A 15045-nucleotide genomic window follows, 5' to 3' on the forward strand; every position below is an offset into this window, starting at 1 on the left:
CTTACAGACACACGTGTCGCCGACCTGAATTGTCTCTTACAATAGACACATGTATCCTGTACAAGACAGATACTAACATCAGGAATCAGTTATGCAAGACAGCAATGGACTCACGGATCGGGCGGAGCTTGGTCCAGCCGAGAGCCCGACGCCCGACAAGACCTCCGGCTCGCGCGAGAAGGGCCTCAACCGGGTGCTGGAGATCCTGGACTTCCTGCATGTTACGCAGCGCGCCATCGGCATTGGCGATCTAGCCAAGGGGGTGAATGCGCCGCGCTCCACCACCTATACGCTGGTGCGTTCGTTGGTCGATGCGGGTCTCCTGGAGATGGAGGGCGACGGCAACCGGGTCTATTTCGGCAAGAAGCTGTACCTCTATGGAATGGACTATGTCAGGGGCAACGACCTGCTTAGGCGGGGCCGGCAGGAGGTCGACAATCTGTCGCGCGAGACCGGCGAGACCTCCGAATTGTGCATGCTGCAAAGCGGGCGCTATACCATCGTCCATTCCAGCCCCGGCACCAGGCCGTTCCGCATCAGCTCGGCCACCGGCCTGCAGATCCCGCTGCCATGGACGGCATCGGGGCGGCTGCTTCTGGCCGGATTGGAAAGGGCCGCCATCCAGGACATGGTCTCGGAAGACGACCTTTTGCTGCCCGACGGCCGCAGGCTGCAGTTCGACGACTTCATTGCCGATATCGCGACGGCCAGAACGACCGGCTATTGCATCACTTCGGGGCTGGTCGACGCCTACACCAAATGCCTGGCCGCCCCTGTCTTCGCGGCCGCTGGCAAGGTCGAGGCGACGATGTGCCTGGTGGTGCCGATCGACACTTCAGCGGAGAAGACCGACGAATTGCTGACGTTGCTGCGCCATCGCGCGGCGCGGCTGTCGATAGCGGGGTGAGCAGTGCGCGATTTCAGAAAATTTTTTGAATATCAACTTCGCCAACATAGAAGAAATGTATCACATCATTGATATAAATCTCTATTTCGACCTGCCCGTCATCTAATGTGTCATGACCAATAAAGGGGAATTGTTTAGAAAATTTCTTACAATATCCTGGTCATCTATCTCGACAAATCTAACGAGATTCCCGATATCCCCGGTGTACCTGACGAAGTCTCCGCGACTGACCGACGGCATGGTTGATCTCCGACGTTTAATATCGGTCAGCTTCGGTCGTTTGCGGCGTCAAGCGATGATGTCCGGAATGATCTTGTCTTCCAGCGCCATCAGCCGGTCCTTGAGGAAAAGCTTCTTCTTCTTCATACGCTGGATCTGCAAGGGGTCGCAGCCCATGGCGATCATCGCATTGATGGCCGCGTCGAAATCGGCATGCTCCTGCTTCAGGCGGGAAAATTCGAGGCGGACATCGGCCTTTTCCTGGTCGGACATTCTCTACCGTCTGCATGTCTGCGGCGCCCGGCAATGGGCATGATTGGGCGGGGGCGGCATCAATTGCCGCCGGCGCGCAGCCAATATCACATATCACATTGTCGTGGAATGCTACCACGCAGCATTCGACATCGCAGCCGGATGGTGGCAGACTGTCATGGTGCCGTCACAGATGCGACCTGCGGTGGACGTGCCTTTGACGGCTGCAATCGAGGAAAACCATGAAAGGGAGAACCAATCATGTCTCTTGCATCCCATCTTGATGAGTTGCAGCGGAAACACGGTGACATCGAACGCGAGATCGACGATGCGATGAACCATCCATCGGTCGACGACCTCGAAATCGTGAATCTGAAGCGACGCAAGCTGGCACTCAAGGACGAGATTGAAAAACTGAAGGCGAAACCGACGAGACACTGACGCCCTTCCAGGATTAGAAGCGCCGCCTTGGCGCGTGACTATCGCTCCGGTGGCGACATGCCGCCGGAGGCCTGTTTTTGCTACTGATTCCGATACTGTTGGCCGGCGAAACCCGTCTGTGGGGTCGGCGCGCTGCTGCGATTTGGCGGCTCTGCTTGTCTGTCGCCATTGACAAGCCATCTTTGCTCCTCCACCTCATGCCCGAACCTCAGCGCTATGCGCTGATAGCTGTTTGAGCGTGCGTCGACGTGGACGTATGTCGCTCGGGTGATCAAGAGGCTGCCGGCATGACCGGGTATTTTTCCTCCCCCTTTGCGCGCCGGACATCGGTCGGCGTCGATGTCGGCGGCGTGGTCGTCGGCGGCGGCGCGCCGGTCGTCGTGCAGTCGATGACCAACACCGACACGGCCGATATCGACCAGACCGTCGCGCAGGTTGCGGCTTTGCATCGCGCCGGCTCCGAGATCGTGCGCATCACCGTCGATCGGGACGAGAGCGCCGCCGCCGTGCCGCGCATCCGCGAACGGCTCGAGCGGCTCGGCATCAATGTGCCGCTGGTCGGCGACTTCCACTATATCGGCCACAAGCTGCTGGCCGATCATCCGGCCTGTGCCGAGGCACTGGCCAAATACCGCATCAATCCCGGCAATGTCGGCTTCAAGGACAAGAAGGACCGCCAGTTCGCCGCGATCGTCGAAATGGCGATCAGATACGACAAGCCGGTGCGCATCGGCGTCAATTGGGGGTCGCTCGATCAGGAGTTGCTCACCCGGCTGATGGACGAGAACCAGCGCCAAGGCTTTCCGCTGACGGCGCAGGAAGTAACCCGCGAAGCGATCGTGCAGTCGGCGATCCTGTCGGCCGAAATGGCCGAAGAGATAGGCCTCGCCCGCGAAAAGATCATCCTGTCGGCCAAGGTCAGCGGCGTGCAGGATTTGATCGCCGTCTACACCGAGCTTGCCACGCGTTCCAACCATGCGCTCCATCTTGGCCTCACCGAAGCCGGCATGGGATCCAAGGGCATCGTCGCCTCGTCGGCTGCCATGGGCATCCTCTTGCAGCAAGGCATTGGCGACACCATCCGCATCTCGCTGACGCCGGAGCCGAATGGCGACCGCACGCGTGAGGTGCAGGTCTCGCAGGAACTGCTGCAGACCATGGGCTTCCGTCAGTTCGTGCCGATCGTCGCCGCTTGCCCCGGCTGCGGCCGCACGACATCCACCGTGTTCCAGGAACTCGCCCAGAACATCCAGGCCGATTTGCGCAAGAACATGCCGGTCTGGCGGGAGAAATATCCCGGCGTCGAGAACCTCAAGGTCGCGGTGATGGGCTGCATCGTCAACGGCCCCGGCGAATCCAAGCACGCCGATATCGGCATATCGCTGCCCGGCACCGGCGAGATGCCGACCGCGCCGGTCTTCGTCGACGGCAAGAAGTCGGCGACGCTGCGCGGTCCGTCGATCGCCGCCGATTTCGAAAAAATGGTTGCCGACTATATCGAGCAGCGGTTTGGACAGCACGGCAAAGCCGCGGCCGAATGAGCCATGCGGGGGCTGCTCAAAGCCGGTGTGATCCTGCTCTGCGGGCTGGGTGCCGGACAGGCACTTGCCGATCCACCGCAATCGCGCTCGGCGGCGAAACGATTGATCGGCCGTGTCTGTGACCTGATCGAGACGCATGCCGAGCGGAACGGCCTGCCGAAGGATTACTTCGCCCGGCTGATCTGGAAAGAAAGCCGCTTCGATCCCAATGCGGTTAGCCCGGTCGGTGCCGAAGGCATCGCCCAGTTCATGCCGGGCACCGCCAAGATGCGCGGGCTGGCCGATCCTTTCGACATCGAGCAGGCGATCCCGGCTTCGGCGAAATATCTCGGCGAGATGAAGCTCGCCTACGGCAATCTCGGCCTGGCGGCGGCCGCCTACAATGCCGGCGAGAACCGGGTGTCGCGCTGGCTGGGTTCGGGCGGCTTCCTGCCGATGGAGACCGAGAGCTACGTCTTCGACGTCATGGGCGAACCCGTCGACAAGTTTTCCGACAGCGCTTACGCCGGGACGGTCGAGCCGCTCGACGCGAAAACCGGCTTTGCCGTCGCCTGCCGCAAGCTGCCGGTGATCATGTCGAGAACCGTGGCGATGGCGTCGATCAATGTGAAGCCATGGGGCGTCCAGGTGGCCGGCAATTTCCGCAGGGGAGCTGCCATCAATCAGTGGCTGAGGGTCAGGAGCCGGTTTCCGGCGCTGCTTTCCGGTCGTGACCCGGTGGTCAGCCGGGTGCGCACGCCGATCGGCCGACGCGGCATCTACGCCGTCAGGATCGGCGTCGACGACCGTGCCGCCGCAAACGTCATCTGCCAGAAACTGCAAAGCGTCGGCGGCGCCTGTATCGTCGTGCGCAACCGATAGGCCGAGGGGGCGACATGACGGCCAAAATCGTCCTGCTCAATGGCGTCGGCAGCGCCGGCAAAAGCTCGATCGCCAGGGCGCTGCAAACGATCGCCACTGAACCGTTCCTGCATGTCCAGATGGATGCTTTCATCGACATGCTGCCGCCGGCGCTGCAGGATCATGCCGACGGGTTTTCCTTTGAGACCGTGCTGGAAGACGGCAAGCCGTCGGTGGTGATCAGGAGCGGGCCGGTCGGCGCGCGAGCCATGCGCGGCATGCGCCATGCCATCGCCGCCATGGCCGGGCAAGGCAACAATCTCATCGTCGACGACGTGATCTTCAATGACGAGATAGCGGAGCACCGCAAGTTGCTGTCGAGCTTTGACCTGCATCTGGTCGGCGTCATGGCGCCGCTGGAGGTGCTGGAAGCGCGCGAGGCCGCGCGCGCCGACAGGCTGCCTGGCCTGGCGCGCTGGCAATATGGACGCGTCCACAAGGGCATGGACTACGACCTCGAAGTCGACACCAGCCGGCTGACGCCGCTTGAATGCGCCCGTCGCATCCAGGAAAGATTCCGACTATAGTGGCCGGTGTTCTTTTGTTGCAATCATGGCTCTTCCAATCGCCCAAAAGCGATAGTCACCCGTCATGTGCAGGGTCGTGGCGATTAAATATTAATGAGCCCTGCTGTAGCAAAAGAGGTCGATATCTCCGACGAGAGCTTTTTTGCGATCGTCAAAAAGGCGGGGCATAGGGGGCGGTGGCAAATTTCCTTAGACGCGTTGTAAGTGAACTTGAAACGCCGCGCGCCAAACGGCCGTTCGGTTCTGGCTGGCTGTCCGGCTCGATTGGCTTGCTTGCCGGGGTCACCGCCCTGCTGATGGTCATCGTGCTGCGCTACCCGTCGCTTACATCGATGCCGGATCTGGCCCCCATCCACCAGATGCTGTTCTTCAAGCCGGTGCTCTATTTCGTCCTCATCTCCGGCTATATCCTGGCGATCCTCAGCATGACGCTGCGCAGGCAAAAGACGCTCGGCGCGGCAGCGATGTTCACTGTGCTGCTGGCGTCGCTGGTCGGCATGCTTCCGGTGCGCCATCAACTGCACATCGACGGGGTGTTCTTCGGGCTCGATTTCTTCATCCTGAACGCCTTGTTCATGGGTGTGCTGTTCGTCCCGCTCGAACGTCTTTTCGCGCGCAACAAGGATCAGACCGTGTTCCGCGACGAATGGCGCGAGGACCTGTTCTACTATCTGGTCTCGTCGCTGCTGGTGCAGATTTTGACCTACCTGACCTTGGCGCCGTCCAACTTCGTCAATTCACAGGGCGCCCTTGGTTCGGTGCGCGCCTGGGTCCACGGCTTGCCGTGGCTGGTGCAACTGCTGGCGGTGATGTTCCTGACCGACCTTGCCCAGTATTGGGTGCATCGGGCCTTTCATCGCATTCCCTGGCTGTGGAAGTTCCATGCCGTGCACCATTCCGCCAAGTCGATGGACTGGATTGCCGGTGCGCGCATGCATTTCCTGGAAATCATCGTGCTGCGCAGCCTGACGGCCACCCCGATGTTCGTGCTGGGGTTCGATGAATCGGCTATCCAGACGTATATATTGATCGTCTACGTCTATTCGTCGTTCATCCATTCCAACATCGGAACCAGTTTCGGTCCAGTCGAAAAGGTGCTGGTGTCGCCGCGTTACCACCACTGGCATCACGGCCTCGAAAAAGAAGCGATCGACGTAAATTTCGCCATCCATTTCCCGCTGCTCGACCGGCTGTTCGGCACCCATCATATGCCCGAAGGGCGCTGGCCGAACGGCTACGGCATTCACGGACATCCCGTTCCGAACGGATACTGGCAGCAATTCCTCTATCCCTTCCGGCGCGGCTAGACTGGAGCCTTTCGCGAAGCGCGCGTGTCACCGCGCCCTGGCGGGGTTAGCCCAATCCATGACAAGCGACAGAGTCCCAGATGCTTGACGGCTACATAATCTGCGGCACGCCGAGAACCGGAAGCACTTTGCTGTGCGGCCTTCTGGCCTCGACGAAAACAGCCGGCGATCCGCACTCATTCTACCGGCGGCAGGACAAAGCGGAATGGGCCGAAGAGTGGAAATTGCCGCATCCCGAGACGATGAGCGCGCATGATTTCGACGTCGCCTATCTCGGTGCGGCAATCAGCGCGGGAAGGGGCGGAACAGGCGTCTTCGGCTTGCGCCTGATGCGGGAAAACCTGGGTGAACTCTCGGCCATCCTCGACCGGATCTACCCAGACCTGCCATCGGACAAAGCACGCTTTGAAAAGGCCTTCGGCCGGATCCTCTACATCCATCTTTCGCGCGAAAACAAGCTGGCGCAGGCGGTGTCGCTGATCAAGGCCGAGCAGACCGGGCTTTGGCACATCGCGCCCGACGGAACCGAGATCGAACGAGTCGCACCGCCGCAGGAACCCCGCTACGATTTCAAGCGGATCCAGCGCGAGCTTGCCGAACTCGAAGCCTATGACGGGGCCTGGAACGTCTGGTTCGCGGAGCAGGGGATCGTCCCGCTGCGAATCGGCTATGAGCGCCTGTCAGCCGATCCGGCAGCGGCATTGGCATCCATCTGCGAGGCCCTGGGTGTTCCGGCGCCGAATGCCGCCGACATAAAGCCTGGCGTCGCCAAGCTCTCGGACGAGACCAGTCTCGACTGGATGCACCGCTATTGTCTGGACGCGGCGATTTGATCAAGCCCTCTTTACCGCCACCGTTTCGCTGAGCCATGTGCCGATCTTGCTGCCGAGACGGTCGGGCGACACCGGCTTGGGCAGATAGTCGTCCATGCCGGACTCGATACATTTGTCGCGGTCGCCCTTCAGTGCGTGCGCGGTGACGCCGATGATTGGTGTGTGATTGCCACTCGCTGCCTCCGCCGCCCGGATGGCGCGGGTCGCCTCGTAGCCGTTCATCTCCGGCATGGAGACGTCCATGAGGATCAGCTTCGGTCCCAGCGCCCGGTACATCTCGACGGCCGTGCGGCCATTGCTGGCGATGCGGTAGCTGAGGCCAAGCCCATTGAGGATCTGGCCGAACACCAGCTGGTTCACGTCATTGTCCTCGGCGATCAGAATATCGATCGGGCCGTTTGGCGTGGCGATCGATTCAGGCACTGTGGCCGCCGGAATTGCCGGGCCGCGAATGACGGTGAAGGCGGGTGGCGCCACAGGTGCCGCCTGCGGAACAACAGGCTCGCGAACAAACTGGGCCTTGCCGATCTGGGCCCGCACTTTCTGGATTGCCGAGATGACGGTGCCGAGCAGGACGGCCGAGCGCGCCGGCTTGGTGAGATGCGCGGCGATGCCGAAATCGATGACCATCTTGCCGAAATCGACCTGATCGACCGAGGTCAGCAGCACCACCGGGATGGCGGAGAGACGGCTGTCGGCGGAAATCGCCTTGGCGACATCGGCGCCGTTCATGCCGGGCATCTGGTAGTCGAGGATGATGCAGTCGACCGCAGCACCGAGTTGGCTGGCCCGGTCTAGAAAGGCGAGGCCGACGGCGCCGCTTTCGGCGGCCGCGCAGTCGAAGCTCCAGCTTCTGAGCTGCTCCAGCAAGATCTCGCGGTTGACCGGGTTGTCGTCGATGACCAGCACGCGAGCGCCGGTGACATCGACCGGCACGACCTCGTTGCGCGTGTCCTGCTGATGCGCCGGCAGCGGCACGGCGAACCAGAACACCGAGCCGCGGCCGATCTCGCTTTCGACGCCGATCTTGCCGCCCATCAGATCGATGAGGCGGGCGGCGATGGCAAGGCCGAGGCCGGTGCCTTCATGGCGGCGCGTCGACGAGCCGTCGACCTGCGCGAATTTCTCGAACACGTTCTCGAGCTTCTCGGCAGGAATGCCGATGCCTGTGTCCTCGACGCGGACCTTGAGCTGGACCAGGCCGTCGACCACCTCGCCGCCGACATCGATCAGCACATGGCCCTTCTCGGTGAACTTCACCGCATTGCCGAGCAGATTGGTGACGATCTGACGGAACCGTCCGGCATCGCCGACGACATGGGCAGGCAGGCGCGGGTCGACACGCACGATCAGCTCGAGGTTCTTTTCGGCGACGCGCGCCGACACCAGTGTGGCCACGTCCTCGACCGCTTCGGCAAGCCGGAAGGGTGCAGGATCGAGCGTCAGCTGACCGGCATTGATCTTGGAGAAATCGAGGATGTCGTTGATGATGGTGAGCAGCGCATTGCCGGATTTGACGATGACTTCGGTGAAGGTTTTCTGGCGCGCGTTAAGCTCGGTCTTGGCGAGCAGTTCGGCCATGCCCAGCACGCCATTCATCGGCGTGCGGATCTCATGGCTCATATTGGCCAGGAATTCCGATTTGGCACGGTCGGCCGCTTCGGCCTTGAACAAGGATGCGGCGGATTCGGTGAAGGCGCGGCGGATCGCCTTTTCCATCGGCCGGAAGATCCAGAGGGCAACGATGGCAAGAACCGCGAACAGAAGGCCGCTTGCCCAAAACAGCAGCCTGTCGCTGGAGGCGTCGGCCAGATGGCGTTCGCCATCCATGGCGGTACGCACACGCACCAGCATCGGCTGGACGAACAGGTCGTTCTGGTTGAGGATTTCGCGCGAACTCCATTCGTCGGTCTGTTGCGCCGCCGACATCAGGTTGAAGTTGCGCACGATGTCGCGCGACGACCAGAACAGGTCACCGTTGACGGCGGCCGACGAGAGTTCGTCCAGCGTTTTGGCCGACAGGCTCGGCTTGATCGCGGCAAGCTCCGCGGACAGTGTTTCGATCTCGCTGGTCAGGCGTTGCGAATGGCCGCGCGCGGCGGCGGCAAGGCCGTCACGGGTTTCGGTGCGCCAGGCCGTGCTGGCGGTTTCGGCAAAGCTGGAGGCGTTGCGCAGGTCGCGGGTGAAGACGACGAGATTGCTGCTCAGCGCGTCGATGTCGTGGCGGAAGGAATTGACGCGATTGAGCGCAAACATCACCGCGGTGGAAGCCAGCGCAAAGATGAGCAATCCCGAGATGTAGCGGATCCGGATCGAGCGGATGAAGAAAGAATATTCCGGCATGCGCAACCCCAACACATACGCATCATTTTAACGGTCGGGATTACGCTTGATTTACATTAAAATTCCGTTCGCGCCTGGCGGGCCGTCAAGATCCTGGCTGCACGTGCCCGGAGTTGGCGCCATAGAGGGTGGCATCGCATTCGCGCATCATGCGCAGTGCTTCTTCCTCGGTCAGGCCAAACTTGCGCATCATGCTCCGGATTTCGGGGCCTACAGCTATCTCCACCGGTCTTGCCGCCTGGCGGGTCTTCCTGGCCTTTTTCTTGGACATCAGTACGTTTCCCGTCTTGACCGATACATGTTTCGCATCAGCCCTGGCCCGGCCTCACCGTGCTGCGCCAGACCATGGGCGCATGGCAGATCAGGCGGCTGCCAGCCTCCTCCCGCGCGCCGGTCGCGAGCCGCACGGCGCGCCTGGCGATCTCCTCGATCGGCGGCGAGAACGTCGTCAGCCGGTAAGAGGCCCAGTCGGCCTGTTCAATGTCGTCAAAGCCGATGACGCAGAGATCGCGGGGTACGCTGATGCCGAACTCGTGGCGGGCCGCATCGAGAAAGCCGCACGCAATCAGGTCGGTCACGCAGAACGCCGCATCCGGCCGCTGCCGGCCGGAAAAGAGCCGCCTGGCGCCATCGGCTCCGGTGGCATAGCCGGTGCGGCCCTCGCGCCACACGGTCACCTCCAGCCCTTCCTTCTGCGCGGCGGTAAGGAAGGCGGTTTCGCGGGAGAGCAGGCTGGGCGTGCCGGCGGCCGAGGTCACCAGAGCGGGGCGGGTACAGCCGGCGCGGATGAAGGCATGCAGCGCTGCCTCTGCGGCTGCAGCGTTGTCGACACCGATATTGTGCGGGCCGTCGAAGCGGTCATCGCGATTGATCAGCACCAGCCGCTGGCCGTTCTCAAGACAGGTGCGGATCAGCAACTGCGGCGGCGAGCCGGACAGAACGATGCTCGCATCGGCGCGATAGTTCAGCGTGTTGCGCAGCGCCTGGTCGACATGGTGGCTGGGGCCGGAGGTGTTGAACACCATGGCCATTTTGCCGGCGTCCCGCAGATGCTGGGTCAGCGCCTTCTGCAGGCGGGCATGATAGGGCGTGTCGCCATCGGCAACGATGAGGCAGACAATGCCGGTCGAGGCCCGCATCAGGCCGCGAGCCAGATGGTTGACGTGATAGCCGAGTTGCTCGGCCGCCAGCATCACCCGCTCGCGGGTTTCCCCGGAAACGGAAGCGCCGGGCGTGAAGGTACGTGACACGGCCGAGCGCGAAACCCCGGCGAGGTCGGCAACCTGCTGGGCGCTGGAAAAACCGGTGCGGATTCTCGGAACCTTCAAGCCAACGCTCTCGCTGCTGTTTTCGTGATTCTTTGCACGCCCGTGCAATGTAATGCAACTCTTCTGCCATTGCCACCCACCGCACTTGACAGGCATGGCCGAATGCAACAGCTTTGCACAGCCGTGCAATACAAGCCGGCTCAAGAGTGGCATCGGAGGAATACCCTGTCCATTTCGCCGAAGACGGCATTGAGGGCGCGATTGTCCGGACCGGCTGCATGAGCAGGGCGGCGGCGCATCCGAAGGCGGACCGGCTGTCCGAGGCCGAGATGGACAGGCGTGCCGAGGTCTGCCGGAAACTGCTTGTCACGGCCGGGCAACTGGCGATGGAAGGCTATGCCAGGCAGGGCGCCGTCCAGCCGGTGGCGATGAAAGGCCCGCAGGATTTTCTCACTGAAACCGACGGCAAGGTCGAGGAGCACATCCGCGCGACGCTCGCAGAGGCTTTTCCGCAGGACGGGTTTTTGGGCGAGGAAGGCGGCGGCATCGGCTCTGCCCGCATGTGGGTCGTCGACCCGATCGACGGCACCGCCAATTTCATGCGCGGTATTCCGCATTTCTGCATTTCGATAGCTTTCGTCGAGGACGGCCGCAGCGAGATCGGCGGCATTGCCAATCCGGCCATCGGCGAAACGTATTTTGCCCGTCGCGGGCAAGGCGCGACACGCAATGGCGCGCCGATCCATGTTTCGCCGACGCAAGCGTTCGACCGTGCCTTTGTGGAGTTCGGCTGGTCGCCGAGGATTCCGAACCGTGAGTATCTCGACAAGGTGAGCCTGGTGTGGGCGCTCGGCGCCAATGTACGCCGCTCCGGCTCCGGAGCGCTTGGGCTGGCCTATGTGGCCGACGGCCGCTCGGATGCCTATGCCGAGCTGCACATCAATTCGTGGGACTGCCTGGCCGGATTGCTGCTGGTGGAGGAGGCCGGCGGCCGGGTGAACCGGTTCCTCGACGGCGACGGCATGGCGAAGGGCAATCCCGTGCTTGCGGCAGCACCCGGTGTCGCGGCGACATTGTCCCAGGTGATCGGAGTGCCGCTCGACGACGGGTAGATCGTTTCCAGTGAGAAGACAGGGAGGAATATCGATGAAGACATTTGACAGTAAGCAAGGCTTGCGCGCCGCCTGGCTTGGCCTTGGCGCGGCGCTGGCCATGTTCGGATTGGCGGGTGCCGCCCAGGCGGCCGACCGCAGCCTCACAATGTATTGCGCCGTCGACGAGGCCTGGTGCCGGGCGATGGCGACCACCTACCAGAAGGAGACGGGCGTCAGCGTCGACATGACCCGCATGAGCGCCGGCGAAATCTACGCCCGCCTCCGGGCCGAGAAGGACAATCCGCAAGCCGATATCTGGTGGGGCGGCACCGGCGACCCGCATCTGCAGGCGGCGGAAGAGGGCCTCACCCAGGAATACAAGTCGCCGCAACTGGCAAACTTGCGCGACTGGGCGCTGAAGCAGGCCGACAGGTCGAAGAACCGCACGGTCGGCATTTATCTCGGTGCGCTCGGCTATGGCTACAATGAGGAAGATCTGAAGCAGCGCGGGCTGACCGCGCCGGCGTGCTGGGCCGATCTGGTCAAGCCGGAATTCCAGGGCGAGATCGAGATGGCCGACCCGAATTCATCGGGCACGGCCTGGACCATGCTTGCCACCATCGTCCAGCTGATGGGCGAGGACAAGGCATTCGACTATCTCAAGCAGCTCAACAAGAACATCGCCGAATACACCAAGGCAGGGGCCGCGCCGGCGCTCGCCGTCGGCAAGGGCGAGACGCTGATCGGCATCTCCTTCCAGCACGACGTGATCAATGCCGCGAAACAGAACCCTGCCGTGAAGGTGGTGTCGCCTTGCGAAGGCACCGGCTTCGAGATCGGCTCGATGAGCATCGTGACGGGCGCCAAGCATGCCGAAGAGGCGCAGAAATTCTACGACTGGGCGCTGAGCCCGGATGCGCAGAAGCTCGCGGCGCCGAACGGCAGCTTCCAGATTCCGTCGAACACCGCCACGCCGGTGCCGCCCGAGGCGCCGGACCTCTCGAAGATCAAGCTGATCGACTACGACTTCGCCAAATACGGCTCGTCGGCCGAACGCAAGCGGCTGTTGAAGAAGTTCACCGACGAGGTCCGCAATGGCGGCTGAGCGCGTTCTTTCGTGCTCACTCTAGCATCTGATCGCCGGCTGCCCTTCGCGGCAGCTGGCGCACCATCCTTTGGCACAGAAAGACATTGAATGGCCGCGGCCGGTTCCATGGTCAGTTCCGCTCCTGGACGCAGCGCGCTCGCCTGGGTAATGGCCGCGTGGGCGAGCTTCGTGCTCTTGCCTTGGTACAAGGTCGAAGGCGGCTTCCTTTCGTTCGACTGGCTGGCACAGCCGGCGGATGCGACGCCGGCCATCATGCTGGCGCTCGGTGGCCGGCCCTGGCTGTTGCCGATTATCCTGCCGCTTCTGCTGGCGAGCTGGCTGGTGGCGCGCAACAACCCCAAGAGCCTGGCGGTTGCAGGCGCGGCGGGCCTGCTGTGGCTGGCCATCGAAGGCTTTTCCATCATCCATTCGGGCTGGGGATTTGGCTTGCTTACCCAGGTCGCCGGCACGCCGGGACCGATACAGCCGGGGCTCGGCTGGGGTGCGGCGCTCTATGCCGTGGCGATGCTGATGTTCATCGCCGAGGCGCTCGCTGCGCGGGGATGGTGCAAGGGCGACCGTTTCGTCGTCGGCTCGCTCTCAATCGTGATTGCTTCGCTGATCCTGTTCGTCGCCTATCCGCTGCTGTCGATCCTCACCTCGGCCATCAAGGACAATGACGGCAATGTCGTGCCGGCGCTGTTCTTCGATAAGATCTTTAGCGCCAACATATGGAGCCTGCGCTGCCTCTATGGCGAGGGCTCCTGCGGCGTGGCGTGGAACACGGTGGCGATCGCAGTCCTCGTCGGCTTTTTCTGCACGGCGCTCGGCCTAGCGCTGGCGCTGATCGCGCTACGCACCAAGCTGCCGGCCAAATGGTTGCTGCGCGGCCTGTCCATCCTGCCGATCATCACGCCGCCCTTCGTCATCGGCCTGGCGCTGATCCTGCTGTTCGGCCGCGCCGGCATCGTCACCAACCTCATGTCGGTGCATCTCGGCATTCCGCGCAGCCGCTGGATCTATGGCATGGCCGGCATCACCATCGCGCAGGTGCTGGCCTTCACGCCGATCGCCTTCCTGGTTTTGGTCGGCGTGCTGCAAGGGGTCAGCCCGAGCATGGAGGAGGCGTCGCAGACCTTGCGCGCCAGCCGCTGGCGGACGTTTCGCACCGTCACCTGGCCGTTGATCCGGCCGGGCCTGGCCAGCGCCTTCCTGATCTCGTTCATCGAGAGCATGGCCGATTTCGCCAATCCGCTGGTGCTGGGAGGCAATTTCAACGTGCTGTCGACCGATATATTCTTCGCGGTGGTTGGCGCGGCGCACGACCAGGGTCGCGCGGCGGTGCTGGCGATCGTGCTGTTGATGTTCACGCTGGCAGCCTTCGTCATCCAGCGCCGCTGGATCGGCAGCCGCAGCTACGTCACCGTCGCAGGCAAGGGCGATGGCGGCGTACCGGCGACGCTGCCCAAGGCCTTGCGGATCGGCTGCTACGCCGCCGTCGTTCCGTGGCTGGTTCTGACCATCGTGGTCTACGGCATCATCCTGGGCGGCGGTTTCGTGCAATCGATCGGGCGCGACAACACGCCGACGCTCCAATATTTCCTCACCGCCTTTTCGATCGAGAAAGGCGTCAATGGCTGGTTTTTCAGCGGCTCGGCCTGGCCGTCGCTGCTGATGACCATCGGCCTTGCGCTGGTGGCGATGCCGTTCACCGCGGCGCTCGGCATCCTGACGGCCTATCTGCTCGACCGGCAGCGTTTCGCCGGGCGTACCATGTTCGAGTTCCTGGCCATGATGAGTTTCGCCATTCCCGGCACGGTGATCGGCGTCAGCTATATCCTTGCCTTCAACGTGCCGCCGGTGCAGTTGACCGGTACCGGGTTGATCATCGTCATCTCCTTCATCTTCCGTAACATGCCAGTGGCGATCCGTGCCGGGCTCGCCAATCTGGGCCAGATCGACAAGAGCCTGGACGAGGCATCGCTGACGCTTGGGGCGCGGTCTTTTGCTACCTTGCGGCGGGTGATCCTGCCGATCCTGAAGCCGGCGATCGTGACCGCGATGATCTACAGTTTCGTGCGCGCGGTGACGGCGGTCAGCGCCGTCATCTTCCTGGCGAGCGGCCGGTTCAACCTTGCCACGGTCTACATTGTCGGGCGCGCAGATGTCGGCGAATACGGCATCGCGATTGTCTATTCGGCGGTGATGATCGTCGTCATGATGGTCATCCTGATCGGCATCCAGCTGCTGGTCGGCGAACGCCGGCTCGGCCGGCGCCGGCCTGGTCCGGAAGCCGTTGTGGCAGCAATCTGATGGGGAGAAGCGG

The 15045-nt window shown here is 62.6% G+C and carries 14 protein-coding genes; 10 read left to right on the plus strand and 4 right to left on the minus strand.

Annotation, left to right across the window (positions count from 1 at the left end; genetic code table 11):
• Positions 1-91: 91 nt before the first annotated feature.
• The gene (locus tag NKK50_RS26955; protein WP_023684025.1) at positions 92-907 is read left to right on the plus strand and encodes an IclR family transcriptional regulator; all 816 of its coding nucleotides are present in this window, start codon (positions 92-94) and stop codon (positions 905-907) included.
• 288 nt (positions 908-1195) lie between these two features.
• Here the strand turns inward: NKK50_RS26955 and NKK50_RS26960 are convergent, their stop codons facing one another.
• Positions 1196-1399 (minus strand): YdcH family protein, encoded by a 204-nt coding sequence (locus tag NKK50_RS26960; protein ID WP_023673103.1) that lies wholly within the window; start codon positions 1397-1399, stop codon positions 1196-1198.
• 240 nt (positions 1400-1639) lie between these two features.
• Between NKK50_RS26960 and NKK50_RS26965 the strand changes: the two genes are divergently transcribed.
• The 6 genes from NKK50_RS26965 (at position 1640) to NKK50_RS26990 (ending at position 6927) form a co-directional block, all read left to right on the plus strand.
• On the plus strand, positions 1640-1819 hold the full coding sequence (locus NKK50_RS26965) for a YdcH family protein (protein WP_023684024.1): 180 nt from the start codon (positions 1640-1642) through the stop codon (positions 1817-1819).
• Positions 1820-2106: 287 nt separating this feature from the next.
• Complete coding sequence (gene ispG, locus NKK50_RS26970; RefSeq protein WP_352544154.1) at positions 2107-3360, plus strand: flavodoxin-dependent (E)-4-hydroxy-3-methylbut-2-enyl-diphosphate synthase; 1254 nt, start codon at positions 2107-2109, stop codon at positions 3358-3360.
• Positions 3361-3363: 3 nt separating this feature from the next.
• Positions 3364-4221, plus strand: coding sequence for a lytic transglycosylase domain-containing protein (locus NKK50_RS26975; RefSeq protein ID WP_023806511.1), 858 nt, complete (start codon positions 3364-3366; stop codon positions 4219-4221).
• Positions 4222-4235: 14 nt separating this feature from the next.
• Positions 4236-4787, plus strand: coding sequence for a chloramphenicol phosphotransferase CPT family protein (locus NKK50_RS26980; RefSeq protein WP_023690061.1), 552 nt, complete (start codon positions 4236-4238; stop codon positions 4785-4787).
• Positions 4788-4963: 176 nt separating this feature from the next.
• The gene (locus NKK50_RS26985) at positions 4964-6094 is read left to right on the plus strand and encodes a sterol desaturase family protein (RefSeq protein WP_023690062.1); all 1131 of its coding nucleotides are present in this window, start codon (positions 4964-4966) and stop codon (positions 6092-6094) included.
• 80 nt (positions 6095-6174) lie between these two features.
• Entirely contained in the window at positions 6175-6927 is a 753-nt protein-coding gene (locus NKK50_RS26990; RefSeq protein WP_352544155.1) for a Stf0 family sulfotransferase, read from the plus strand.
• On the opposite strand, the gene NKK50_RS26995 is transcribed toward NKK50_RS26990, so the two are convergent.
• From NKK50_RS26995 to NKK50_RS27005, 3 genes are all read right to left on the minus strand, one after another.
• A complete protein-coding gene (locus NKK50_RS26995) occupies positions 6928-9270 on the minus strand; it encodes a response regulator (RefSeq protein ID WP_352544156.1) in 2343 nt (780 codons plus the stop codon). It abuts the gene before it with no gap.
• 85 nt (positions 9271-9355) lie between these two features.
• A complete protein-coding gene (locus tag NKK50_RS27000; RefSeq protein ID WP_023684018.1) occupies positions 9356-9541 on the minus strand; it encodes a hypothetical protein in 186 nt (61 codons plus the stop codon).
• A gap of 37 nt (positions 9542-9578) precedes the next feature.
• Positions 9579-10598 (minus strand): LacI family DNA-binding transcriptional regulator, encoded by a 1020-nt coding sequence (locus NKK50_RS27005; RefSeq protein WP_352544157.1) that lies wholly within the window; start codon positions 10596-10598, stop codon positions 9579-9581.
• Between the two features lie 218 nt (positions 10599-10816).
• Between NKK50_RS27005 and NKK50_RS27010 the strand changes: the two genes are divergently transcribed.
• From NKK50_RS27010 to NKK50_RS27020, 3 genes are all read left to right on the plus strand, one after another.
• Positions 10817-11650: an inositol monophosphatase family protein gene (locus NKK50_RS27010; protein ID WP_352544158.1), complete on the plus strand. Its 834-nt coding sequence runs from the start codon at positions 10817-10819 to the stop codon at positions 11648-11650.
• A 61-nt stretch (positions 11651-11711) separates the two neighbouring features.
• A complete protein-coding gene (locus tag NKK50_RS27015; RefSeq protein WP_023711637.1) occupies positions 11712-12737 on the plus strand; it encodes an ABC transporter substrate-binding protein in 1026 nt (341 codons plus the stop codon).
• Positions 12738-12827: 90 nt separating this feature from the next.
• Entirely contained in the window at positions 12828-15032 is a 2205-nt protein-coding gene (locus NKK50_RS27020) for an ABC transporter permease (RefSeq protein ID WP_502896543.1), read from the plus strand.
• Positions 15033-15045 lie beyond the last annotated feature (13 nt).

The sequence above is a fragment of the Mesorhizobium sp. M0001 genome (assembly GCF_040324255.1).
Classification (GTDB): Bacteria; Pseudomonadota; Alphaproteobacteria; order Rhizobiales; family Rhizobiaceae; genus Mesorhizobium.